This window comes from Arthrobacter sp. FW306-07-I (assembly GCF_021800405.1).
GTDB lineage: Bacteria > Actinomycetota > Actinomycetes > Actinomycetales > Micrococcaceae > Arthrobacter.
Window position 1 is genome coordinate 264,385 of sequence record NZ_CP084550.1, and the last position, 22,642, is coordinate 287,026.

The 22,642-nt window shown below is 66.2% G+C and carries 24 protein-coding genes and 1 tRNA gene; 19 read left to right on the plus strand and 6 right to left on the minus strand.

Annotated elements, in window-relative coordinates:
• Positions 1–275 precede the first annotated feature (275 nt).
• A complete protein-coding gene (locus LFT46_RS01285; RefSeq protein WP_236800640.1) occupies positions 276–935 on the minus strand; it encodes a hypothetical protein in 660 nt (219 codons plus the stop codon).
• Between the two features lie 210 nt (positions 936–1,145).
• Here LFT46_RS01285 and LFT46_RS01290 point away from each other — a divergent pair.
• Positions 1,146–1,218 (plus strand) — tRNA-Lys (locus LFT46_RS01290).
• A 292-nt stretch (positions 1,219–1,510) separates the two neighbouring features.
• Here the strand turns inward: LFT46_RS01290 and LFT46_RS21235 are convergent.
• The gene (locus LFT46_RS21235) at positions 1,511–1,756 is read right to left on the minus strand and encodes a M23 family metallopeptidase (protein WP_336885564.1); all 246 of its coding nucleotides are present in this window, start codon (positions 1,754–1,756) and stop codon (positions 1,511–1,513) included.
• Between the two features lie 389 nt (positions 1,757–2,145).
• Positions 2,146–2,487: a YciI family protein gene (locus LFT46_RS01300; protein WP_236800641.1), complete on the minus strand. Its 342-nt coding sequence runs from the start codon at positions 2,485–2,487 to the stop codon at positions 2,146–2,148.
• A 148-nt stretch (positions 2,488–2,635) separates the two neighbouring features.
• Between LFT46_RS01300 and LFT46_RS01305 the strand changes: the two genes are divergently transcribed.
• The 5 genes from LFT46_RS01305 to LFT46_RS01325 all read left to right on the plus strand — a co-directional run bounded on the left by LFT46_RS01305 (position 2,636) and on the right by LFT46_RS01325 (position 6,883).
• Positions 2,636–3,655, plus strand: a complete 1,020-nt coding sequence (locus tag LFT46_RS01305; RefSeq protein ID WP_236800643.1) for a LacI family DNA-binding transcriptional regulator — start codon at positions 2,636–2,638, stop codon at positions 3,653–3,655.
• 111 nt (positions 3,656–3,766) lie between these two features.
• On the plus strand, positions 3,767–4,603 hold the full coding sequence (locus LFT46_RS01310) for a DUF4397 domain-containing protein (protein WP_236821076.1): 837 nt from the start codon (positions 3,767–3,769) through the stop codon (positions 4,601–4,603).
• Positions 4,604–4,714: 111 nt separating this feature from the next.
• Positions 4,715–5,443: a class F sortase gene (locus LFT46_RS01315; protein WP_236821078.1), complete on the plus strand. Its 729-nt coding sequence runs from the start codon at positions 4,715–4,717 to the stop codon at positions 5,441–5,443.
• Positions 5,444–5,472: 29 nt separating this feature from the next.
• Positions 5,473–6,087, plus strand: a complete 615-nt coding sequence (locus tag LFT46_RS01320) for an RNA polymerase sigma factor (RefSeq protein ID WP_373462174.1) — start codon at positions 5,473–5,475, stop codon at positions 6,085–6,087.
• Positions 6,074–6,883, plus strand: a complete 810-nt coding sequence (locus LFT46_RS01325; protein WP_236821080.1) for an anti-sigma factor — start codon at positions 6,074–6,076, stop codon at positions 6,881–6,883. The genes LFT46_RS01320 and LFT46_RS01325 overlap by 14 nt, the downstream gene beginning before the upstream one ends.
• On the opposite strand, the gene LFT46_RS01330 is transcribed toward LFT46_RS01325, so the two are convergent.
• A complete protein-coding gene (locus tag LFT46_RS01330) occupies positions 6,873–7,349 on the minus strand; it encodes a hypothetical protein (protein ID WP_236821081.1) in 477 nt (158 codons plus the stop codon). The genes LFT46_RS01325 and LFT46_RS01330 overlap by 11 nt on opposite strands.
• 108 nt (positions 7,350–7,457) lie before the next feature.
• Complete coding sequence (locus LFT46_RS01335; RefSeq protein ID WP_236821082.1) at positions 7,458–8,246, minus strand: ANTAR domain-containing response regulator; 789 nt, start codon at positions 8,244–8,246, stop codon at positions 7,458–7,460.
• A 469-nt stretch (positions 8,247–8,715) separates the two neighbouring features.
• On the opposite strand from LFT46_RS01335, the gene arfA reads away from it, so the two are divergent.
• The 12 genes from arfA to LFT46_RS01395 all read left to right on the plus strand — a co-directional run bounded on the left by arfA (position 8,716) and on the right by LFT46_RS01395 (position 19,048).
• The gene (gene arfA / locus LFT46_RS01340) at positions 8,716–10,242 is read left to right on the plus strand and encodes an arabinosylfuranosidase ArfA (RefSeq protein WP_236821083.1); all 1,527 of its coding nucleotides are present in this window, start codon (positions 8,716–8,718) and stop codon (positions 10,240–10,242) included.
• A 58-nt stretch (positions 10,243–10,300) separates the two neighbouring features.
• Entirely contained in the window at positions 10,301–10,888 is a 588-nt protein-coding gene (locus LFT46_RS01345; protein WP_236800654.1) for an HhH-GPD-type base excision DNA repair protein, read from the plus strand.
• Positions 10,888–11,892 carry a LacI family DNA-binding transcriptional regulator gene (locus LFT46_RS01350; protein ID WP_236821084.1) on the plus strand — a complete coding sequence of 335 codons (1,005 nt, stop codon included), beginning with the start codon at positions 10,888–10,890 and terminating at the stop codon, positions 11,890–11,892. Before LFT46_RS01345 ends, LFT46_RS01350 begins: the two co-directional genes overlap by 1 nt.
• A 97-nt stretch (positions 11,893–11,989) precedes the next feature.
• Positions 11,990–12,547 (plus strand): cysteine hydrolase family protein, encoded by a 558-nt coding sequence (locus tag LFT46_RS01355; RefSeq protein ID WP_236821085.1) that lies wholly within the window; start codon positions 11,990–11,992, stop codon positions 12,545–12,547.
• A 94-nt stretch (positions 12,548–12,641) separates the two neighbouring features.
• Positions 12,642–12,944 carry an urease subunit gamma gene (locus LFT46_RS01360; protein ID WP_236800658.1) on the plus strand — a complete coding sequence of 101 codons (303 nt, stop codon included), beginning with the start codon at positions 12,642–12,644 and terminating at the stop codon, positions 12,942–12,944.
• An 11-nt stretch (positions 12,945–12,955) separates the two neighbouring features.
• Positions 12,956–13,309 (plus strand): urease subunit beta, encoded by a 354-nt coding sequence (locus tag LFT46_RS01365; protein ID WP_236821086.1) that lies wholly within the window; start codon positions 12,956–12,958, stop codon positions 13,307–13,309.
• Positions 13,306–15,036 carry an urease subunit alpha gene (ureC, locus tag LFT46_RS01370; RefSeq protein ID WP_236821087.1) on the plus strand — a complete coding sequence of 577 codons (1,731 nt, stop codon included), beginning with the start codon at positions 13,306–13,308 and terminating at the stop codon, positions 15,034–15,036. Before LFT46_RS01365 ends, ureC begins: the two co-directional genes overlap by 4 nt.
• Positions 15,037–15,069: 33 nt before the next feature.
• Positions 15,070–15,555, plus strand: coding sequence for an urease accessory protein UreE (gene ureE, locus LFT46_RS01375; RefSeq protein WP_236800661.1), 486 nt, complete (start codon positions 15,070–15,072; stop codon positions 15,553–15,555).
• A gap of 144 nt (positions 15,556–15,699) precedes the next feature.
• Complete coding sequence (locus LFT46_RS01380; protein WP_236800663.1) at positions 15,700–16,368, plus strand: urease accessory protein UreF; 669 nt, start codon at positions 15,700–15,702, stop codon at positions 16,366–16,368.
• A 24-nt stretch (positions 16,369–16,392) separates the two neighbouring features.
• Complete coding sequence (gene ureG / locus LFT46_RS01385; RefSeq protein WP_236800665.1) at positions 16,393–17,007, plus strand: urease accessory protein UreG; 615 nt, start codon at positions 16,393–16,395, stop codon at positions 17,005–17,007.
• Between the two features lie 284 nt (positions 17,008–17,291).
• Complete coding sequence (locus LFT46_RS01390; RefSeq protein WP_236821088.1) at positions 17,292–17,990, plus strand: urease accessory protein UreD; 699 nt, start codon at positions 17,292–17,294, stop codon at positions 17,988–17,990.
• Positions 17,990–19,048 (plus strand): HoxN/HupN/NixA family nickel/cobalt transporter, encoded by a 1,059-nt coding sequence (locus LFT46_RS01395; RefSeq protein WP_236800667.1) that lies wholly within the window; start codon positions 17,990–17,992, stop codon positions 19,046–19,048. Before LFT46_RS01390 ends, LFT46_RS01395 begins: the two co-directional genes overlap by 1 nt.
• A gap of 69 nt (positions 19,049–19,117) precedes the next feature.
• Here LFT46_RS01395 and LFT46_RS01400 read toward each other — a convergent pair whose 3' ends face one another.
• Positions 19,118–21,052, minus strand: a complete 1,935-nt coding sequence (locus LFT46_RS01400) for an adenylyl cyclase (RefSeq protein ID WP_236800669.1) — start codon at positions 21,050–21,052, stop codon at positions 19,118–19,120.
• A gap of 296 nt (positions 21,053–21,348) precedes the next feature.
• On the opposite strand from LFT46_RS01400, the gene LFT46_RS01405 reads away from it, so the two are divergent.
• A complete protein-coding gene (locus LFT46_RS01405) occupies positions 21,349–22,641 on the plus strand; it encodes an ABC transporter substrate-binding protein (protein WP_236800670.1) in 1,293 nt (430 codons plus the stop codon).
• Position 22,642 lies beyond the last annotated feature (1 nt).

Here is a 22,642-nt window from a genome sequence, read left to right on the forward strand (position 1 = left end):
CTGCGGTGTGACTTGACGCCGGCGGGCAACTGTCGCCTACTCTACCGGCCCGTAACAGCAGCCTCTGAATTGGCCACCTGGATGAGGGCAGAAAAATGGTGCCGAACCGGATACGCCTCTCGGCGGTAGGCCGCTCTAGGCGGCTAATTGTTGAAGCCCGGGGGTTTCGCGGCTCGGCACCGGTTTCAGTCTTCTACTTCACCCGTCCCAAGTCAATCTTGACAGCGGGCGCCCGCTTCGTCCCTGAAATGCGGGCCGCCGGAGGAAAAGGGAACTCAGTCCAACTCGCCCAGGCGCCACGCGTTGGCGGCGTGTTCCAGGTCCTCGGCGGTCTTCACCAACTGGTGCGAGTTCCGCGTCAGCTTGCTGGCATGTGCCTCGTTGGCGTGCTCGGCGCCGTCGGCGAGGGTGGCCTGCCCGAGCGCCACCACGCGGCAAAATGCGGCGGAACGTTCCAGCGCGACGTCGAAATCGCCGTCGAAGGCGCCGGAGAGGATGGCGTCCGCCATGCTGCGCATTTCATCGGCACCGGGCGGCTCCGCGGCGCCGGCCACCACATTGGAAACCTGGGCGGTGTCCCTTCCGGCGCGGAAGTAGACGGAGATGCGCTCGGGGTCCCGGACGGTGGCGGCGCGGAGGGCGTAGAGGCGCCAGAGCGCGCCGGGAAGGGAGCGGGCGGGGCTTTCGGCCCACATCTCGGCAATGGCCTCCAGGCCCTGCTCGTCCGCGAGCTTTACCAGGCGTTCGGTGATCTGGGGGTCGTCGCTGTCGCGGCCGTGGCGGACCAGGGCCTGGGCGGCGAGGTGGGCGGCCTCGGACACGCGGGCGGGATCAGCCCCGCCGGCGAACGGTTCGAAATCCATCGGCGCGAAAGGCTTGGGCTTGTGGTGCCGGTTGCTGCCGCCGTACGGACTGTTTCCTGCTTGCTCGCTCATGCCCCCACGCTACTCCTGTGCCGGAGCGGAAATCGAGCATGTTTGCATTCGTCCCGCTCCGGCGGAAAAGGGCCTTCACCAGTTGGTTTGGGCGCACGACGGCGGCTCCCGGACCGGGTGCGAAAGACGCGGGAACCATGGGTTAGAGTATTAACGTCCAGAAATGGATCGGGCCGGACGGGCGGACACAACGTGTTGACCGGCCGGCAGGGGCCTTTAGCTCAGTTGGTAGAGCATCGGACTTTTAATCCGTGGGTCGTGGGTTCGAGCCCCACAGGGCCCACCGTTTACGCAGGTCAGAGCCATGTTGGTTCTGGCCTGCAGGTGTTTTAAGAGCCAACCAACGCAAGCTGCGCCTGTGGGGCGGTCCACCCAGCCGGAGTGTCGACTGGAAAAGCAGCATCTGCCCTACTACTTTTAGGGAAGCAAGAACGCACGTCCCCCCAATGTGCGGAGCAGCTAAAGGGAAGCCCCTCACGGATCGAGTCAAGGACGTGGGGGCCTTTCTGTTTCAGGCGGGCCCCTTCTGTTTCAGGCAAGCAGAGTCAAGCGGACAGCCTTCACGCTGGCGGCGTTCACAGTGACAACACCGTCCCGTTCCGCGGCAGTCCTCCGGGGAAGGTGACGGGAACCGCAGACGCCTGTTGGGGGTTCGGGGAGTCCATGGCCTGCACGTGCAGATGCGGCTCCGTGCTGTTGCCGGAGTTGCCGCACGCTCCCACCACTTCGCCGCACTCAACCCGTTGCCCAGGCCGGACCCTGACGCTTCCTTGCCTGAGGTGGCACAGAGCGACGAACAAGCCCGCGCTTTCGACAATCACGTGGTTGCCGGCCAGGCCCAGCCACCCTTCCCGGACACGCCGGGCCTGGGTTGCGGCATAGCCGATCGACGGAAACCCGCGGAAAAGCGGCGTGGTCAGCCTCTCCGTCGTGCGCGGCGCGCACCATGCCGGACACCGGCGCCGTGACAGTCCTGCCAAACCCCACGAAGTGTTCCGGCGGCTCGGGCCGGAACAACGACGCCAGGGTGAACCGCGCGGACCGCCCGTTCCCGTCTACCGGCGTGAAGTCGATGGCGTAGCTGGTGCCCAACAACGGCGTCCCGTGGCTGGGAACCCGGTCCGCGGGGGAGTTCTGCACCCGCCAGGAGCCGGTGAACGGATACTGCAGTTCCACCATTACTCCAGGTCCAGGCGGCCGGGTTCAGCGTTCAGCTGGCTGGATCGTACTGGAACGCCCGCACTTCCTGGGCGCAGCGGCAGGCGGCGGCGATCTTCGCGGCCCAGTGCAGCGCAGCGTCGTAGCTGGGCAATTCCAGCACCGTGTAGCCGCCCTCGATCTGCGCTGTCTGGGGGTAGGTGCCCTCCGTGACGGTTCCGCCGCCGTCCACCATGACCGGCGGGACGCTCTCGTCGATGCCGCCGCCGAACACCCAGACACCCGCGTCCTTTGCCTCCCGGACCACCGCATGGGCCGCGTCGGCAACCTGCTGCAGGCCGCCGTCGGGAATGTCCATGACGCCACTGGGAAACGAGATCAGGTACTTGGTCATTGGGCCGGCTCCTTCTTTGCAGACGCGGATGACCCCCATCCTTCCCATCGGGCAGGGGCAGTGCAAGCACCCATCCACAATCTGCGCTGGACACGATTTGCACCCGCGAGACACCGAGCCCAGCGGCCGCAACAGGCACAATAGGCACATGGCAAAAACCAGCAAGGGCCGGATGCCGCGCCTGGAAGACGTGGCCAAGATCGCCGGGGTCTCCCACCAGACCGTCTCCCGCGTGGTGAACAACCACCCCAACGTCAGCAAGGCGACGCGGGAAAAGGTGGAAGCGGCCATTGCGGAACTGGGGTACCGGCGCAACACCGCTGCCCGGAGCCTGGTTACGCGGCGATCGCAGACCATCGGAGTGCTGGCCAGCGAGCTCTCCCAATATGGCCCGGCCAACACGTTGGTGGGCGTCGAAAATGCCGCCCGCAATGCCGGCTACTTTGTCAGCATCGCCGCCCTGCGGGAAGTCAGCAGGGACGCCATCTCCGACGCTGTTGGCCACTTCATGGACCAGGCCGTGGACGGAATCGCCGTGCTGGTGCCGCATTCGGAAACCCTGGCTGTACTGGAACAGATGAACCTCCCCGTGCCCGTGGTGGCCGTGGGCTCGGCAGGCAGTGCTTTGGTGAGCGGCGCCATGGTGGACCAGCGCGCGGGCGCCCGGCTCGCCGTCGAACATCTCATCAAGGAAGGCCACCGGCAGATCGGGCACATCGCGGGCCCGCCGGACTGGACCGACGGTGCCGAGCGTGCGGAGGGCTGGCGCGCCGCCCTTCGGGAAGCAGGGCTGGACGATTCCCTGCTGGTGGAAGGCGACTGGAGCGCCGGCAGCGGCTATGCGATCGGCCGCGGGCTGGCTTCCGCGCGCACTGCGACGGCCATCTTCGTGGGGAACGACCAGATGGCCCTGGGCCTGCTGCGCGCCTTCACGGAGGCGGGCGTCAAAGTGCCCGACGACGTCTCCGTGGTGGGTTTCGACGACCAGCCGGAGGCGGGGTACTTCACGCCCCCGCTGACCACCGTCCGCCAGGACTTCGAGGAGCTGGGCCGCCGCTGCATGGACATCATGCTTCAGGAAATCGAGTCCGGCGCCCCGGTGAGCTCCACCGTGGTGCCGCCCGAACTGGTCCTGCGCGCCAGCACCGCCGCTCCGGCCTCCGCGTAGGAGCTCCGCCCAAAAAAATCTCCATGAATGTGCATCCAAATCCGGCCCTGCGCCGGTAGTAGGGATGTCAGCAAAAAACGCCCGGCAGCCGGGCCGTTCAAGGAGATGGACATGCGCAACACAATCTTCACCGCAGGTGCCGGTGCGGCAGCCATTGCAGCCGCAATCGCTCTGGCCGGTCCCGCGAACGCAGCAGAGGGGGACGCCCAGCTTTCCGTCCTGCACGGGGTCCCCGGACTGACCGTGGACGTCTGGGTCAACGGCGAGCGCACGCTTGATGATTTCGCCCCGGGAACCCTTGCCGGGCCACTGGCGCTTCCGGCGGGTTCCTACCAGATCGCCATCACGGCCGCCGACGCCGCCGACGCGTCCGCGCCCGCCATTGGCCCGGTCAGCGTCAACCTGGCCGCCAACGGAAACTACACCGCCGCGGCCCACCTGGGCGCGGACGGCAAGCCCACCGCCAGCCTGTTCACCAACGATGTCTCCCAGATCCCGGCAGGCAAGGGCAAACTGACCGTCCGGCACGCCGCCGCTGCACCCGCCGTCGATGTCCTGGCGGGCGGTACCGCCGTCGTCACCAACCTGGCCAACCCGAACGAGCAAACCCTGACCCTGGATCCCGGCAGCGTCCCGGCCGCAGTCGCCGCTGCCGGTACTACCACCCCGGTGATCGGCCCGGCGGACGTGGCGGTGGCCGAGGGGACGCACACCATCGTTTACGCCTGGGGCAGCCTGGCGGACCAGAACCTGAAGCTCGCCGTGCAGACCATCGAGGGCCTGCACTCTGCTCCGGGTTCGGTGCCGGGCGCCCTCAATGGTGCCGCTGATTCTGCCGGTGCGGGCTCCACGGTTGCCACTGCCGGATTCGGCCTGGCAGCCCTGGCCCTGCTGGCCGGGGCGGTGGGCGTAAGCCGGGCGGTCCGCGCCCGGCGCGCGGAGCTCTGACGCTCCTCTGGCAGGACGGTAGAAGGCAGGGGCCCGTCCGCGCACCCGCGGACGGGCCCCTGCCGGGTCTTCCAATTGTTCGACGCACGGTGTTCCAGGGAGGCGGCAGGCATGAAGGCAGGTACGACGACGGCAGGCGGCTACCGCCATCGACATCCCTTTGGTGCCGGCGCAGCGGCGCTGGTGGCTGCTGCGCTGGTTCTTTCCGGGTGCGCCTTCGGTGATCCCGCCACTTCCGGGCAACCGCCGGCTGTTGCGGCGGTCACCGGTGCGCCGGCCGCGCCCAACACCCCGCTGCCGCCCCCGGCTGCCGTTGAAGCGGCACCTTCCGGCCCTGCCGCAGCGCTGGAAAAGGCCATTCCGGTTCGGCCGGCCACTCCACCGGCCGCTGCTGCCGCGCCTCCACCCACCTCGCTCACCGTCGCCGGCACGGCCATCGACATGCCGGTGGTGCCCGGGGGAGTGTCAGCCGGGGGAGCGATGGAGATTCCAGACGTGTTCGACCGTGCCGCCTGGTACAAGTTCGGCCCCGCCCCCGGGGCCGCCGAAGGCGCGACCGTCATCGCCGGACATATTGACACGAAGTCGGACCGGGCGCCGTTTTCTGCGCTGAAGTCGCTCGCGGCGGGAACCGTTATCAGCGTGGGGCGGGAAGGCGCCCCGGCGGTCACGTACCGCGTAGTGGGCGTGGAGCTGATGGCGAAGGACAAGTTCGACGGCGCCTCCCTGTTCCGCCGCTCCGGCCCGCATGAACTCAAGCTGGTCACCTGCGGCGGCAAATGGCTGGACGCGCGGATGGACTACAGCGACAATGTCATTGTCACCGCGGTCCCCGGATGAAACAGTTCCTGGATAAGCGGTGGCCCGCCATGTATCTCGTCGCCGAAGCCGGGAGGGAGCCGCCTGTGACGCTCCCCGGCCGCGCCTCCCCAGGATGGGACGACGGACTGACCGCATCCTTCCTGTCCGGCGATGAGCATGCGCTGGCGGCGGCCTACCGCGAGTTCGCGCCCCTGGTGCATACCCTGGCTCTCCGGTCCCTGGTGGACCGGGCGGCGGCGGACGACGTGACCCAGGAAGTCTTCATCCGGGTGTGGCGCTCGCGGAGCACCTTCAACCCGCAGGTCGCCCGGCTCCCGGCGTGGATCGTGGGGATTACGCGCAACGCCATCGCAGATGCCCAGCAGTCATCGGCCCGCGAAGTACGCAAGGCCCACGCCGCTGCAGGGGCCGGACTGGCTGCGGACCCCGGGGCGGGAACCGAGGCCGCGGAAACCCTGGCGGACCGGCTGCTCCTGGACGGCGAACTGGAGAGGCTCGGCGAGCCCCAGGGTTCCATCATGAAGCTTGCCTTCTACGAGGATCTGACGCACGAACAGATTTCGCGGAAACTGGACCTGCCCCTTGGTACCGTCAAGAGCCATATCCGCCGCAGCCTCACGCACCTCAGAAGCCGATTGGAGGTAGACCATGCCGCATCTTGATCCGGAACAGTTGAGCCTCCTGGCGCTGTATGACGACTGGGAGGACCCGGCAGGCCGCGAGCACCTCCGGGCCTGCCCACAATGCGCGGCCGACTACGCTGCCCTGCGCCGCACGGTGGAGGCGGTGAAGACGACGCCGGACACCAGCCGCCTGTCCGTCCCAGGCCCCCAGGTCTGGGCAGGAATCCACCGGGAACTTGGCCTGGGGGAGTCCGTCCGGGAGGACCCGCTGGCTGCGGAAGCCCAAAAGGAAGGCGGGGCACCGCCCGCCGCCACGCCGGCACCCGGGACCGCGCCGCCGTCGAACGTTGTTCCCATGCCCGCCCGCACGGAAGGTGCCCGGACAAAACGTGACAGGGCGAAGGCCGCCTGGTGGCAGCGCCCCGGTGCGTGGCTGGCGACAGCGGCCGCTGCCGTCCTGGTGGTTGCCGGCGCAGTCTGGGCCCTGAACCGGCCGCCGCAGCCCCGGGAGCTGGCCGAGGCCCAGCTGACCCCGTTGGCCCAGCACTCCGCCGCCGGATCAGCCAAGGTGGTGGCAGCTGCCGATGGTTCACGCAGCCTCGAGGTCAGCCTGAACAAGGACGAAGCCAAGGGCTACCAGGAGGTGTGGCTGATCGCCCCGGACCTTTCCAAGCTGATCAGCCTTGGCGTCATGAACTCCACGTCGGGAACGTTCCCGGTGCCCTCCGGCCTGGACTTGTCCCAGTACCCGGTGGTGGATGTGTCCGACGAGCCCATGGACGGCAACCCCGCACACTCCACCGTGAGCATCGCCAGGGGCACGCTTACGTCCTGATGCTCGCCCGGGCCCATGCGGAGATCCTGCCCCACTGGACAACAACGGCAGCGGCTGCCAGCGCAGCGCCCGCGTGCAGGTACAGCATCAGGTGGAGTGAGTGCGCGGCCGGAGCAACGGCCGACGACGACGGCACGTCCGCGGTGCTGCCGGCGCCATGGTCATGGCCCGGCAATGGGACGGCGGTGGCCGTTGAGAAGGCTGCCAAGGCAAGGTGCAGCAGTTGCTGGGCGACGGCGGATGCCGCCAGGACAGCCCAGCCCGGAAGCTGCGGGGGCGCCAGCCGTTCAAAGAGCACGGCGCCCAGGCCCAGCAGCGCTGCCAGTGCCACCACGATGCCCACGGCGGGTGACGAGCCTCCTCCCGCGACATGAGCTGCCAGTCCCAGTACGGTGGCCAGCGGTCCTGCCAGCGAGGTCAGGGCGCTCCCGCGGGTACGCGGGACGGCTGCCTGAATGCTTTCCATCGGTCTGCCCTTTCGCCGCCCGGGTCCTCATTGTTCCCTACCCATCCCGGTGGGAGTGAACCGAAGAGGCAGGCAGGAATGGCCAGCAGGAGCAGCAAGAGGGCGTGGCTAGCGGCCGAAGTGGGAGTGCGGCGTGCCTTCCGGCAAGCGTTCAAGGATGTCCTCGGCCACCTTGCGCACCTTGATGTTCCGGTGGCTGGATGCCTTGGCCAGAATGGAAAACGCCTCCTGGTAGGAGCACCTGTTCTGGGCCATGATCACTCCGCAGGCCACATTGATGGAGGTGCGGCTGTCCAGGGCTGACCGGAGATCGGTGGCCAGCGAACGGGCGGCGTGCAGGTTGATGGCCATCTGCAGGCTTTTGGTCGCCAGGGCGGCGAAGGTGCGTGCTTCCGCGATGGCCTGGAGCGGGAAGGCCTTTGCGTCCTGGGCGAAGAAGGCGAGCGCGGCGCTGGACTCACCGAGCTCAGCATTGCCGGGGATCCCGTCGTCAGCCGGAACGTCCGCGTCAAGGCGCAGCCGCACCGCAAGGGCGCTTCCGAAACCGGCAGACTGCAGCTGGCTGGAATATTGCTTCCACCGGAAGTCGCCGTTCCTTTGGAGTACCGCTACCGGATGGCCGCCGGACATCACATCGGTCACCGGCCCCTCGGCCATCTCGCGTTCCCAGTCCAGCAGGCGGACCACTTCCCCCGAGGTGCCGGTGATGGCCGGGCTGCGCTTGGGCTGGCGCAGCACCAGTCCGCAGCCGACGTCCAGGTTAGCGGTCCTGGCCACGTGCCCTGCGGACGCTGCCACCAGCAGATCCAGGGAATCGGACAGGGTCTGTGCGCCGTTGACCAGGTCCAGCAGGAGGCCCGGGTTCGTGGCCGCGACCTGGTCATGGCTGGCCTTCAACAGTGGGGTCCGGCCCCTTTGGAGGTCCGAAGGGGCGAAAGGGCCGGCGACGGCTGGGGGAGAGTCCTTGGTCTCGAAGGACTCCTCGTCGCCGGCCCCGCCTATTACCCGGGTCCTGTGGACCGGGAAACCTGGGCCTACGTGTCGTGCGTGCATTGGCAGTCTCACACCCCCTAGTGAGCCAAGTACCGAGAACCAGAACGGGTCTTGTCTCTGGTAAAGAAACCTAATTGCCCTCCGGCTCCCCGTGAATGCGTAGCTGGTACCTGTCTTTTCGGTTAGGTGGTACTTGGGAGCCCGGGGTTCGGGGCCGGGTTCGGGGTCTTGCCGCAGGCCACCCTGCCTTCCGCTCCCGCCGCACCGCAGAAATGCCCTGCGGGATTGGGTTTGGCACACCCCTTGACGGGCGGAGCGGCACCCCCAACAATATTTCTATAACGTTGTACATATCTAAACCGAGGATACCTTCGTGACCCAGCCAGAACCTGCTGCAGCAAAAATCACCCTTGACCCCTCGTTCGTTGTGGGGCCCGTCCGCCGTCGTACTTTCGGGGCCTTCGTTGAGCACCTTGGCCGGTGCGTGTACACCGGAATCTTCGAGCCGGACCACCCGGACGCCGACGAGGACGGCTTCCGCAAGGACGTCCTGGCGCTGACCCGCGAGTTGGGGGTGTCCACCGTCCGCTATCCGGGCGGCAACTTTGTCTCCGGCTACCGCTGGGAGGACGGCGTGGGTCCGGTGGACCAGCGCCCTGTGCGGTTGGATCTGGCCTGGCACTCCACCGACCCCAACACCGTGGGTGTGGACGAGTTTGCCAAGTGGTCCGCCAAGGCCGGAGTGGAACCGATGATGGCCGTCAACCTGGGAACCCGTGGTATCCAGGAGGCGCTGGACCTGCTGGAATATACCAACATCGACGGCGGCACCGCCCTTTCGGAGCGGCGGCGCGCCAACGGGGCGGCGGACGGCTACGGCATCAAGATGTGGTGCCTGGGCAACGAAATGGACGGCCCGTGGCAAATCGGCCACAAGAACGCGCTGGAGTACGGCCGGCTCGCCGCGGACACCGCCCGGGCAATGCGCATGGTGGAGCCGGACCTGGAGCTGGTGGCGTGCGGCAGCTCCGGACCCACCATGCCCACGTTCGGTGAGTGGGAGCGGGTAGTGCTGTCCGAAACCTATGAACTGGTGGACCTGATCTCCGCGCACCAGTACTTCGAGGACTTCGGCGACCTGCAGGAGCACCTCGCTGCCGGGCACAAGATGGAAGCCTTCATCCGGGACCTCGTGAGCCACATCGACCACGTCAAGTCGGTGAAGAAGTCCGCCAAGCAGGTGAACATCTCCTTCGATGAGTGGAACGTCTGGCACATGAGCCGGGACGAATCCAAGGTGCCCACCGGCAAGGACTGGCCGGTGGCCCCCGTGCTGCTGGAGGATACCTACACGGTGGCCGACGCCGTGGTGGTGGGGGACTTGCTGGTTACGCTGCTCCGGAACACGGACCGCGTCCACTCGGCCAGCCTGGCGCAGCTGGTGAACGTTATCGCGCCCATCATGACCGAGCCCGGTGGGCGGTCCTGGAAGCAGACCACGTTCCACCCGTTCGCGCTGACCTCGCGGCACGCGTCCGGCACGGTGCTGCAGCTCGCCGTCGAATCCCCGCTGGTCAGCGGCGGCAAGACGCCGGACTTCACCGCGCTGTCCGCCGTCGCCACGTATGACGCGGACAAGGGCGAGGCAGTGGTGTTCGCGGTAAACCGCTCGGCAGACTCCGCGCTTACCCTGGATGCTGCCGTGGCCGCGCTGGGCAACGTCCGCGTGGTTGAGGCGGTGACCTACGCCAACAAGGATCCCTACTGGCAGGCCAGTGCCGACGATTCCACGTCCGTCCTGCCCTCCGAAAACGGAACAGTAAAGGTCGACGGCGGCCACCTCACCGCCGAGCTTCCGGCCGTGTCCTGGTCCATGATCCGGCTGTCCGTCAGCGCCTGACACGGCGGCTGGGAAGGCGGGGGCGTCCTTATGACGACGGCGGGCCCCAGGTGGGAGGATGGACGGCATGGAACTGCACATCACGGGGGATCCCGCCGCGGACAAGTTGTTGAGTGAGGACGCCTTCGCCCTGCTGACCGGCATGTTGCTGGACCAGCAGGTCACCATGGAATCCGCCTTCGCGGGGCCGGAGAAAATCCGGACCCGCATCGGGTCGCTGGAGCCCGGGGCCATTGCCGCACATGATCCGGCTGCGTTCGTGGAGATGTTCAAGGAGCGCCCCGCCGTCCATCGCTTTCCCGGCTCCATGGCCGCGCGGGTGCAGGCGCTCGCCGAGGCAGTCCAGAGCGAGTGGGACGGCGACGCCGCAGCCATCTGGACCAAGGGATCGCCGGACGGCGCCGAGGTGCTGCGCCGGCTCAAGGCCCTGCCCGGTTTCGGGGAGCAGAAGGCCAGGATCTTTTTGGCCCTGCTTGGCAAGCAACGCGGCCTTGAGGCGCCGGGGTGGCGGGAAGCAGCGGGCCACTACGGCGAGGAAGGCTCCTACCTCTCCGTAGCGGACATTGTGGACCCGGAGTCCCTGGCCAAGGTCCGCGCCAGCAAGCAGGCGGCCAAGGCCGCGGCGAAGGCAGGAAAAGAGCGTTAATGGCTGTCACCATGAACGACGTTGCGAGGGCCGCAGGTGTTTCCCTCAAGACCGTTTCCAACGTCCTGAACGACTACGAATTCATCCGGCCTGCCACCAAGCAGCGCGTGCAGGATGCCATCGCGGAACTGGGCTACGAGGCGAACCTCACCGCCCGCAGCCTCCGGTCCGGCAAGACCTCCATGCTGGGCCTGGTCCTGTCCGACCTCTCCGCGCCCTACTATGCCGAGCTGGCGTCCAAGCTGATGAAGGCCGCGTCCCGCCACGGCTACCGGGTGATGGTGGAGCAGTCCGACGCCGAGCCGTCGGTTGAGCTGGGCGCCCTGCAGGGGACCTTCCGCCAGCTCACCGACGGGCTGTTGTTCACGCCCCTGGTGGTGGACGCAGATGCCATTGCCGAGCGTGCAGGCAAGAAGCCGCTGGTGATGCTCGGCGAGCACATCATGGACCCGCGCTTCGACCTGGTCACCATGAAGAACGAGGAAGCCGCGGCTGCGCTGACCAGGCACCTGCTTGGCGGCGGCCGCCGTCGTATTGCCGTGGTCGGCGCCAACACCGGGGAGTCTGCCGGGACCTCGGGCCTGCGCCTGAACGGCTACCGGAAGGCGCTGGAGGAGGCAGGCGTTCCGTTCGACGCCGCGCTGATCGCCCCCGCCGAGTGGCGCCGCGACACCGGTGCCGCCGCCGTTGCCGGGCTCCTGGAGTCCGGTGTGGAGTTCGACGCCGTCTTCGGACTGAATGACGTACTGGCACTCGGTGCCATGCACGAACTGCTGATCCGCGGCGTCAAGGTGCCGCAGGACGTGGCGGTGGCCGGCTTTGACGACATCGACGAGGCCCGGTTCGCGTCCCCGTCCCTGACCACCGTCTCACCGGGCATGGACGAGATCGCCGAGCGTTCCATCGGCCTGCTGCTGGACCGGATCGCCGGCCGCGAGACATCGGAACAGGGTGTGCATGTGGAGGCCGGGTTCGTGCTGAAGGTCCGGGAGTCCGCACCCTAACTGAACCGCACGGCACATGCCGCCTCGAAGCAGGGGGTTTCACGTGCCCCGCACACGGGTATCTTTCCGAAACCGGCTCAACGAGGAAAGGTGCCCCATGATTGCCCTCCTGGTCATCGACATGCAGAACGCATTCTTCGAAACACCCGAACTGGCAGCCCAGCAGGAGCGGGTGGTCAGTGAGTGCAACCGGCTGATTGAAGGGTTCAAGGCAGCCGGACACAATGCGCTCCTGGTGGGCACCGAACACGAACGGGACAAGTCCACCTGGACCCTCAGCATGCTTGACGACGACCAGGGGTTCATCTTCCGCGGCAGCGAGCAGGCCCAGTCGGTGCCGGGGCTCTTGAAGGAGGACCTGCCCCAATTGAACAAGACAAGGGACAGCGGCTTCGTGGGCACCAACCTGCTGGCGCGGTTGCGGAACTGGGGCGCCGGGGAAGTGGTGCTCGCCGGTGTCTCCACGCACAACTGCATCGCCCAGACCGCCGCGGACGCCTTCGCGCACAACATCCGGGTTACCTACGCCAGGGATGCCATGGCCTCGGAGGCTGACCAGGACGCTGCCGACATGCTCCGCATCCTTTCCGCCACGTACCGCCAGCCCATCCAGTCCAGTGATGAGATCCTCGCCCGGCTCAGCGAAACGAAGTAGGCAGGCGCCCAGCCTGTACTGATACTCCCGAAACCTGGTGGAAACGTGCCGGGCTTACGCTGGCAGCACGCCCCAGGCCGTCGAAGGGAACCCCATGCATCTGATGCCGCGTGAGCAGGAAAAGCTCCTGATCGTGGTGGCCGCCGACCTCGCCCGCCGGAGACAGTCCCGCGGCCTCAGGCTCAACTACCCCGAGGCCGTGGCCATCATCAGCTATGAACTGATTGAGGGGGCCCGCGACGGCCGCAGCGTTGCCGACCTGATGAGCTACGGCACCACGCTGCTCAGCCGCGAAGACGTGATGGAGGGCGTGCCGGAGATGATCCACGACGTCCAGATCGAGGCCACCTTCCCCGACGGCACCAAACTGGTCACCGTCCACAACCCCATCCGGTAAGGAGTGCGGCAATGATTCCAGGCGAGTACGTCCTCAGGCGAGAGCCCGTGACCGCGAATGCGGGCAGGGAGGCCATCGAGGTTGCCGTGACCAACACCGGCGACCGGCCCGTGCAGGTGGGTTCCCACTTCCATTTTGCCGAGGCCAATGCGGCCCTGGCCTTTGACCGGGAGGCAGCCTACGGCCGGCGCCTGGACATCCCGGCGGGGACGGCTGCCCGGTTCGAGCCGGGAGACTCACGCACGGTCCGGCTCATCGAACTGGCCGGCCGCCGCGAGGTCTACGGGCTCAGCAACGCGGTCAACGGAAAGCTCGACGGCGGTATCCGCCAGGGTGGTTCGGTCGCGGAAGGGGACAGCAAGTGAGCTTTGAGATTCCGCGCCGGCAGTACGCCGACCTGTACGGACCGACCACCGGGGACAAAATCCGCCTGGCCGACACCGAGCTGTTCCTCGAGATCGAGAAGGACCTCACCGTCTACGGCGAGGAAGTGGTGTTCGGCGGCGGCAAGGTGATCCGCGACGGCATGGGCCAGAACGGCCAGGCGACCCGGGATGAGGACGTTCCGGACACCGTGATTACCAACGTGGTCGTCCTGGACTACACGGGCATTTACAAGGCTGATGTGGCACTGAAGGACGGCCACGTCTTCAGGATCGGCAAGGCCGGAAACCCGCAGATCACCGACGGCGTGGACATCGTCATCGGCGCCAGCACCGAAATCATCGCCGGGGAACGGAAAATCCTCACCGCCGGCGGAATCGACACCCATATCCACTTCATCTCCCCGGACCAGATCCCCACGGCCCTGGCCAGCGGCGTGACCACCATGATCGGTGGCGGCACCGGCCCTGCCGAAGGCACCAAGGCCACCACGGTGACGCCGGGCAAGTGGCACATCCAGCGGATGCTGCAGGCGGCCGAGGCGTTCCCCATGAACATCGGCCTGTTCGGCAAAGGCCACGCGTCCGCCGTCGAACCCCTGGCCGAGCAGATCCGCGCCGGCGCCATCGGGCTGAAAGTCCACGAGGACTGGGGCGCCACCACCTCATCGATCGACACCTCGCTGAAGGTGGCTGACGAGTACGACGTCCAGGTGGCCATCCACACCGATACCCTCAACGAGTGCGGCTTCGTGGAGGACACCATCCGCGCCATCGACGGCCGCGTCATCCACACCTTCCATACCGAAGGTGCCGGCGGCGGGCACGCCCCGGACATCATCAAGATCGCGGGAATGCCCAACGTCCTGCCCGCCTCCACCAACCCCACGCTGCCGTACACGCGCAACACCATCGAAGAGCACCTGGACATGCTGATGGTCTGCCACCACCTCAACCCTGACATTCCCGAGGATGTGGCCTTCGCCGATTCCCGCATCCGGGCCGAGACCATCGCCGCCGAAGACGTGCTGCAGGACCTGGGCATCTTCTCCATCACGTCCTCCGACTCACAGGCCATGGGCCGGGTGGGTGAGGTCATCACCCGCACCTGGCAGGTGGCGGACAAGATGAAGAAGCAGCGCGGGGTGTTGGAGGATCACGACGGCGGGACGCACGGCAGTGCCGGCAGCGACAACTTCCGGCTCAAGCGCTACGTGGCCAAATACACCATCAACCCGGCAATCGCCCAGGGCATCGCGGACTCCGTCGGTTCCGTGGAAGTGGGCAAGTTCGCTGACCTGGTGCTCTGGGACCCGGCGTTCTTCGGCGTCAAACCGGAGCTCGTCCTCAAGGGCGGCCAAATCGCCTACGCCCTGATGGGGGACTCCAACGCCTCCATCCCCACCCCACAGCCGCGCACCATGCGGCCCATGTTCGCCACCTTCGGAAAAGCCGTACAGCAGTCCTCCATCACCTTCCTGTCCAAGGCAGCGATCGACGCCGGCGTGCCCGAGGAGCTCGGCCTCGAAAAGGTCATCCGGCCCGTCTCCGGCATCCGGAACCTCACCAAGGCCGACCTCAAATACAACGACGCCACCCCGGACATCCAGGTGGACCCGGAAACCTACCAGGTGACTGTCGACGGCGAGGACGTCACCTGTGAGCCGTCCGACGTGCTCCCCATGGCGCAGCGGTACTTCCTCTTCTAGTCCCGCGAACTCCACACCCCTGAAAGAAACCACGTGATCATCGAACGAGTCCTCGGCAACCTCCATGACTTGCCCGAAACCGACCTCGCCGCCTATGCCGGGCTGCACCGCGAGAAGGTCATCCTGCCCAGCGCCCAGCTGGTCAAACGCATACAGCGCGCCACCACGGACCACGGCAAGGAAATCGGCATCCGCCTCCCCTCCGGCGCCGGCGACCTCCGCGACGGCGACATCCTCCACGTCGAAGAATCCAACATGATCGTGGTGTCCGTCCTGCCCACCGACGTCCTGGTCATCGCACCCCGCACCATCACCGAAATGGGCGTCACCGCACACTCCCTCGGCAACCGTCACCTCCAGGCGCAGTTATTTGACGCCGAGAGTGAGTACAAAGCCGAAGTCATGGTGTGCGCTTACGACCACACCGTCGAGGACTACCTCATCCATGCCGGTGTGCCATACACCCGCCAGGAACGCGTCCTCCCTGTACCTTTCCGCCATGCTGAGCACTCGCACTAACTCTTCAGCGCTAGGCGCTTCAAACAATTCCTTGGGTGGGTGCGCCGCCCCGGGATGGGGGCCGTGCCCGCTTCGCGGTGCCCGCCACGCCGCGGCCCCCATCCCCGGGCGTCGCTTGCTTGCCTCGGCTTGGGTGCGCCTTTCGTGAGCGGGTATCAGCTTGCCCTCCAGCAACTGGTTGATTCCGCCTTGCCTACTGGGGCTTTTGCTCACTCCTTTGGGTTTGAGACGTACATCGATCGGGAGCTCGTTTTTGATGAGGTGTCCTTTGGGGTTTGGTTGTCCTCGTTCATCTCGCAGTCGCTGACGTATTCGGATGGGTTGGCGGTTCGGCTTTTGTATGAGGGGGCTGATCTCGGGGAGCTGGATTCTCTTCTTTCTGCTTGCCTGTTGCCTCGGCAGGTTCGGGAGGCTTCCTTCAAGATGGGGTCCCGGCTGCTCGAGATTGGCGGGGAGGTGTTTCCCTCACCTGCGCTGGGACTGTACCGGGACCTGGTGGCCACTGGGCGGGCCGCCGGGCACCAGCCGCTGGCGTTCGCCGTCGTCGTCCGCTCCCTGGGCGTGCCGCTCGAGGAAGCGCTCGCCGCCTACCTCTTCGCCACCGTCACGTCCCTGACGCAGAACGCCGTCCGTGCTATCCCCCTGGGCCAGAACGCCGGGCAGCGGGTCCTGCGGAAAGCGCACGACGACGTCGCTGCCGCCATCGAAGTGATCGCCCGCCTCACGCCGGACGACCTTGGGGCCGTCAGCCCCGGACTGGAAATTTCACAAATGCGGCACGAACGCCAGCGTGCCCGGATGTTCATGAGCTGACTGGCTCAAAGTAGGAGGAACACCATGACTGAACCCATCAAAATCGGCATCGGCGGACCCGTCGGCGCCGGCAAGACCCAGCTCGTGGAACGGCTTACCCGGCACATGAGCGGCGGCATCTCCATGGCCGCCATCACCAACGACATCTACACCATCGAAGACGCCAAAATCCTCGCCGCCAACGGCATCCTCCCCCCGGACCGGATCATCGGCGTCGAAACCGGCGGTTGCCCCCACACCGCCATCCGCGAAGACACCTCCATGAACACGGCCGCCATCGAGGAACTCAAGGCCCGGCACCCGGACCTGCAGGTCATCTTCGTTGAATCCGGCGGCGACAACCTCTCCGCCACCTTCAGCCCCGAACTCGTCGACTTCTCCATCTACATCATCGACGTGGCCCAGGGCGAAAAAATCCCCCGCAAAGCCGGCCAGGGCATGATCAAGTCCGACCTCTTCATCATCAACAAAACCGACCTCGCACCCCATGTCGGGGCCGACCTCGCCGTCATGGAGCGCGATTCCAAAGAGTTCCGCGGCAACAAACCGTTCTGCTTCACGAACCTGAAAACCGACGAAGGGCTCGATAAGGTCATCGACTGGATCCGGCACGACGTCCTGATGCTTGATTTGGCATGAGCACGACGGCGGACTTGGGTTCAGCGCTCGCCTCACCGGGCGCCGGGTTGGCTCCGGCGGCTTCGCCGGATTTTGGGCCGTGCCCGCTTCGCGGTGCCCACCACGCCGCGGCCCCAAAATCCGGCCTCGCCGCCTCAGTGCGTACGTCACCTATGGGCGAGCTTGAGCTTCGGGTCGCCTTGCGTGGGCAGCGCTCCGTCGCAACGCATCAGTACCATCGGGGTGCCTTGAGGGTGCTCCGGCCGCATTATCTCGATGACTCGGGGCAGGTTTGTTATGTCGTCGTGAATCCTGGCGGGGCTTATCTTGGGGCGGATCTCTTTGTGCTGGATGTGGAGGTGGGGGACTCTGCTTCGTTGTTGTTGACTACCCAGTCCGCTACCAAGGTTTATCGGACTCCCGGGTCTTTTGCCGAGCAGAGGATGGCTGTCCGGCTGGGGGAGGGGGCGCGGGTGGAGCTGATGCCGGACCAGCTCATTGCGTACCGGGAGGCCCGCTACCGGCAACGGACCTCCGTGACCCTCCGGCCGTCGTCGTGCCTTGTCGTGGCCGAGGTGGTGACTCCGGGCTGGTCGCCGGACGGTGCCGTCTTCCGGTACGAGGAAGTCCGGCTGCGGAATGAGATCCGGGTCGAAACTGGGACCGGTACCGAATTGCTGGCGCTGGACAACCTGCTGATCCGGCCGCCGCTGGGCGATGTCGCCGGGCTGGGATTTATGGAGGGCTTCAGCCACCTGGGCTCGCTGGTGGTGGTGGATCCACGGGTGGACCAGGCGCTCGCCGACGAACTGCACCAGTTGACGCAGCCGTTCGACGCCCGGACCGGCCTCTCGCTGACCCGCACCATCGGCGGAACTACCGGGCTGGTGCTGCGCAGCCTGTCGAACAGCACCGAAGAACTCAACCGGCTGCTCGGCGCCTGCGCCAACCTCCTCCGGGAACGCTGGTTCGGCCAGGGGCCCTTGGACCTGAGGAAGCATTGATGGCCGGCATCGCTGCTGTCTACCGGGACCGGGACTCGCTGCCGCTACGGACCCGGGCGCTCTTCACCTTTGGTGCCGTGGCCGCGCTGCACGCTGCCGCCGTCGTCCTTTTGCTTGCCGGAACCCGGACCGGGGGCGGCGGGGCGCTCTCCTGGGGACTTGTCCTCACCGCCTACCTGGCCGGCGTAAAGCACAGCTACGACTGGGACCACCTTGCCGCCATCGACAACTCCACCCGGAAGTTCGTGGCACAGCGGCAGCATCCGGTGAGCGTGGGCTTCGCGTTCAGCCTGGGCCATAGTTCGGTGGTGACCCTGGCCGGGGTGCTGGTGATCGCCGGTGCATCCCTGGTTGGCGGCCTGATGGCGGACGAAACGGCCGGGAATCTGGTGCTGGGGCTGATCGGCAGCGGTGTATCCGGGCTGTTCCTGCTGGCCATGGGGCTGTTCAACGGCTCGGCTTTCACCCGCTCGGCCGCTGCTTTCCGGCGTTCCCGGACCGGAGCAGCCATCGATCCCCGCGACCTGGAACCGCAGGGACTGATGGCGCGGCTGCTTTCGCGGCCGCTGTCCAGGGTGCGCCGGCCGCGGAACATCTACGTGATCGGTTTCCTCTTTGGGCTGGGTTTCGATACCGCCACCACCATCGGGCTGCTGATGATGGCGACGGCGGCGTCCCTGGCCGGGGTGCCCCCGTTCGCCCTGCTCGCCCTCCCGCTCGCCTTCGCAGCCGCGATGACGCTGTGTGATTCGGTGAACGGCATGGCGATGATGCGGATGTACCGTTCGGCACTGGCTGACCCGCGGCGGAAGCTTGGCTTCAATGCTGTGGTGACGGGCATCTCTGCCGCCTCGGCCCTGTTCATTGCCGTGATCACTTTGGCCGGCTTCTTTCACGCCGCATTCGGCCTGCATGATCCGGTGACGGCATGGCTTTCATCGATCGACCTGGGCGACGCCGGCCTGCTGCTGGTGGCGCTGCTGCTGGCCGTCTGGGGCGGAGCGTCACTGGTCTCGTTGCGGTCCCGGAACAAAGTCGTGCAGTCCACCAACACATAGGGGCGCGGTGCCGGCCCTGATAGCCAACACCGCGCCCCTCCGCCTCTTACTGGCTGATACCCAGCCGGCCTAGCCGAAATCTGCCACGTAGCTGGGGACCCCGACGGCGGCCGTGGAGACCGGCGCTCCAGTGTCATTGACCACGTGGTCCAGTGTCCCGGCACCGAGGTTTACCGTCAGCAGGCTGTGCAGCTTCACTCCCGGGGTCACCGGAACTTCAAAACCCCTGGTGGCATGGATGGTGGGGTCCACATTGTTGTAGACGTAACTGCCGCCGCCCCACAGCTCGTGGGTCCTGACGGAGCCTGCCACCTTATAGCCCGCCCAGCCCAGGACGCCATCGTGCTGCCATGCTGCCTGGTTCGGGGCGTCGTAGGGCAGCTCGTTCTGGAAGAAGACGGTTCTGCCGTTTTCACCGTTCCAGATGACGTTGTACTGCTGGTAGTGCTCCACGAACAGGCCAGTGGCCGTGACGTTGTTGCCGTTGACGATCACGCCGTTCCTGCCGGTGTTGGTTGTCCAGCCGACACCATTCCCGTGGTCCGCGCGCCAGGCCCAGATGTGGTCCAGGAGGACATTGTCGCTGTTGACTTCCAGGCTGACCGAGGCCTTGCCCACGTGCGGGCCGCCGATGCGGAAGAAGACATCATGGAGCGTGGTGGGGTTGGCCGGATCGCTGCGGATGCCGGAGTTGGCCGGTCCGCCCCCTTCGCCCGGGATAGCCTTGCCGAGGCGCATCAGGGCAGGGGAATTTACCTCGCCGGCGTCCACGGTCACTGCAGCGATATCAACTCCGGGGACATCAGCCACGGTCAGGGGAACTGCCCCCTTCACGGCCGTCAGGGTGGTCATGCCCAGCCCGAGGACAACGGTGTTGGCTCGTTTGACCTCGATGCTGCGGTCGACGTCGTAAACCCCGGGGGTAAGGAGCAGGTTCTTGCCACGGGCCAGTTGGGAATTGATGGCCTGGACGGAATCGCCCGGGGTGGCGATGTAGAAGTCGGCCAAGGGAATGCTACGGCCCTCCGTAGGACCGTTTTCCCATGTGGTCCCGGCAGAGTCTTGACGGACGGCAGGAACGAAAACGCTGTACTGGCCTTCCGAATCCAGCGTGAGGTAAGGCTTCTCCCGGCTGATGGGGGTGTTGGCCAAGGTTGTGTAAGGCGGGGTGGGGAAGGAATCCGCAGGTGCCCCGGCCACGCCTGAGAACACCTGGTTCCAGACCCCGTTGGACCAGCTGCCGATGCTGCTGTCACGCACGAGGTACTGCTGCTGTGACCCGTTGATGATTGCGCCCGCCTTGGAATCCGCTATGAAGCCGCCACTGGCATACTGCGGGCCTGCCGTGCAGTAGTCCATCAGGGAGAGATTGCCGCCGGTGATGTTGACCCGGCGCATCGGGGAAGCCTGCGAAGCGGCCCAAAAATTCGCAGAGCTGCGGCAGCCCTCAAGCCCGGTGACATTGATGGTGAGGTTGGACAGCGAACGCCAGAAGTTGTTCAGTGCGATGCAGTTATCGGCGGCCAGGCAGCGGTTGTAAACGTCCACGTGGCCGTTGATGGTGACATCCGTGGGGGCAGCACCCAGGCCGGCTACCTCCGTGGAGTAGCCCACCTGCACGATCAGCGGCTCCTCAGGGGTGCCATAGGTGCCCGGCTTGAACAGCAGGGAGTACCGGTTGGTCCCCATTTCGTCGTCCACCTGCTGCGCGGCAATGGAATCCACCGTGGACTGGATCTGCGCCACCGGCATGCTGGGGTCGAAAACGTAGACATTGGGGCCGAACGGATGTTGCCCTGCCTGCGATGGGGCTTGTGGTGCGGCCGGGACCAGCTGCGGTGACGTTTCGGGAACAGCCCCCGGCGAAGCCTGTGCTCCGGCACCGCCACTGGCGATGACAAGCCCGATAAGGAGAGTAGTGGCGCCAGTGATGCGGCCGGAACGGTGCCGGTGCCTGGACCGGGCAGCGGAACGAGGAGGATGTGGGCGTGGGGCTAGCGGCATTGCTGGTCCTGTCGTTGTTGGGCTGGGGCGGCGGTCCCTCTTTGAGCAGGCAAGATGTGGGGTGGGAGCGCTCTCGTCGGGGAAGCGTAACATCACGCCCGCCCTTGGGCAAGAGATTTTTGGAAGCGCTCCCACGACCCTTGACAGTGGGATGTGAGATAAAGCACCATGTTGTGAGAGCGCTCCCACCAGGAGCTATTCCCCCTCGTTCCTGCTTCTGCCCAGTCCTGGGCAATGTGCGCCGCGTCTTCCGGGCGTCCGGAGCGAACCCTTTTTCTGACAAAGGAGTCTTCCCTGTGAAAAAACCCAGCAAACTCTCAGTGCTCTCGGCTGCTGCCGCGTGCCTGGCACTGTCCCTGTCAGCCTGCGGAACATCCGCCTCAGAGAAGGGCGGTGTTGACGGATCCACCGGTTCCAAGCCGGTCACTCTTACGGTGGGTACCTTCAACGAATTTGGCTACGAAAAGCTCTTTAAGGAATATGAGGAGCTGAACCCGAACGTCACCATCGAGCACAAAAAGGCGGCTACCAGCAATGAGGCACGCGACAACCTGACCACTCGTCTGGCGGCAGGTTCCGGACTGTCGGACATCGAAGCCGTCGAGGTGGACTGGCTTCCGGAACTGCTTCAGTACCCAGACCAATTTGCTGACCTCAGCGACCCCGCAGTGGAGGGCCGCTGGCTGGACTGGAAGACCGAAGCCGCCACCACGGCCGACGGCAAGCTCGTGGGCTACGGGACCGATTCCGGCCCTGAGGCCATCTGCTACAACGCCGAGTTGTTGAAGAAAGCGGGGATGCCCACGGAGCGCGGTGAGGTTGCCAAGATGCTCGGCGGCACCTGGGAAAGCTACTTCGATGCCGGCCGGAAGTTCAAGGCCGCCAACCCCAAGGCTGCATGGTTCGATTCCGCCGGTGCCATCTACCAGGGCATGAGCAATCAGCTCGAGAAGGCCTATGAGGAGGAGGACGGCGCCGTCATCGCCACCGGGAACCAGAAGGTCAAGGACATCTACAACCAGGTGCTGAAGGCTTCCAGCGAGGACGGACTGTCCGCCCATCTCAAGCAGTGGAGCGACGACTGGGCCGCCGGTTTCCAGACCAGCGCCTTCGCCACCACCCTCTGCCCGGGCTGGATGCTCGGTGTCATCGAAGGCAACGCCGCGGGGGTCAGCGGCTGGGATGTCGCCAACGTCTTCCCGGGCGGCGGCGGAAACTGGGGCGGGTCCTACCTGACCGTCCCCACCCAGGGCGCGAACCAGGCCGAGGCCAAGAAGCTGGCGGGCTGGCTGACCGCCCCCGAGCAGCAGATCAAGGCGTTTACCGCGAAAGGCACGTTCCCCAGCCAGAAGCAGGCCCTTGAAAGCAGCGAACTGCTGGGCCAGACCAATGCCTTCTTCAACGGTGCACCGACAGGCGAGATCTTTGCGGAGCGCGCCAAGGCTGTTGAAGTGACCCCCTTCAAGGGCACCAAGTTCTTCGCAATCAACGATGCAATGCAGCAGGCCCTCACCCGTGTGGACGTTGACAAGACGGACGACGCCGCTTCCTCCTGGGAGAAGTTCGTCACCGCAGTGAAGTCGCTCTAAC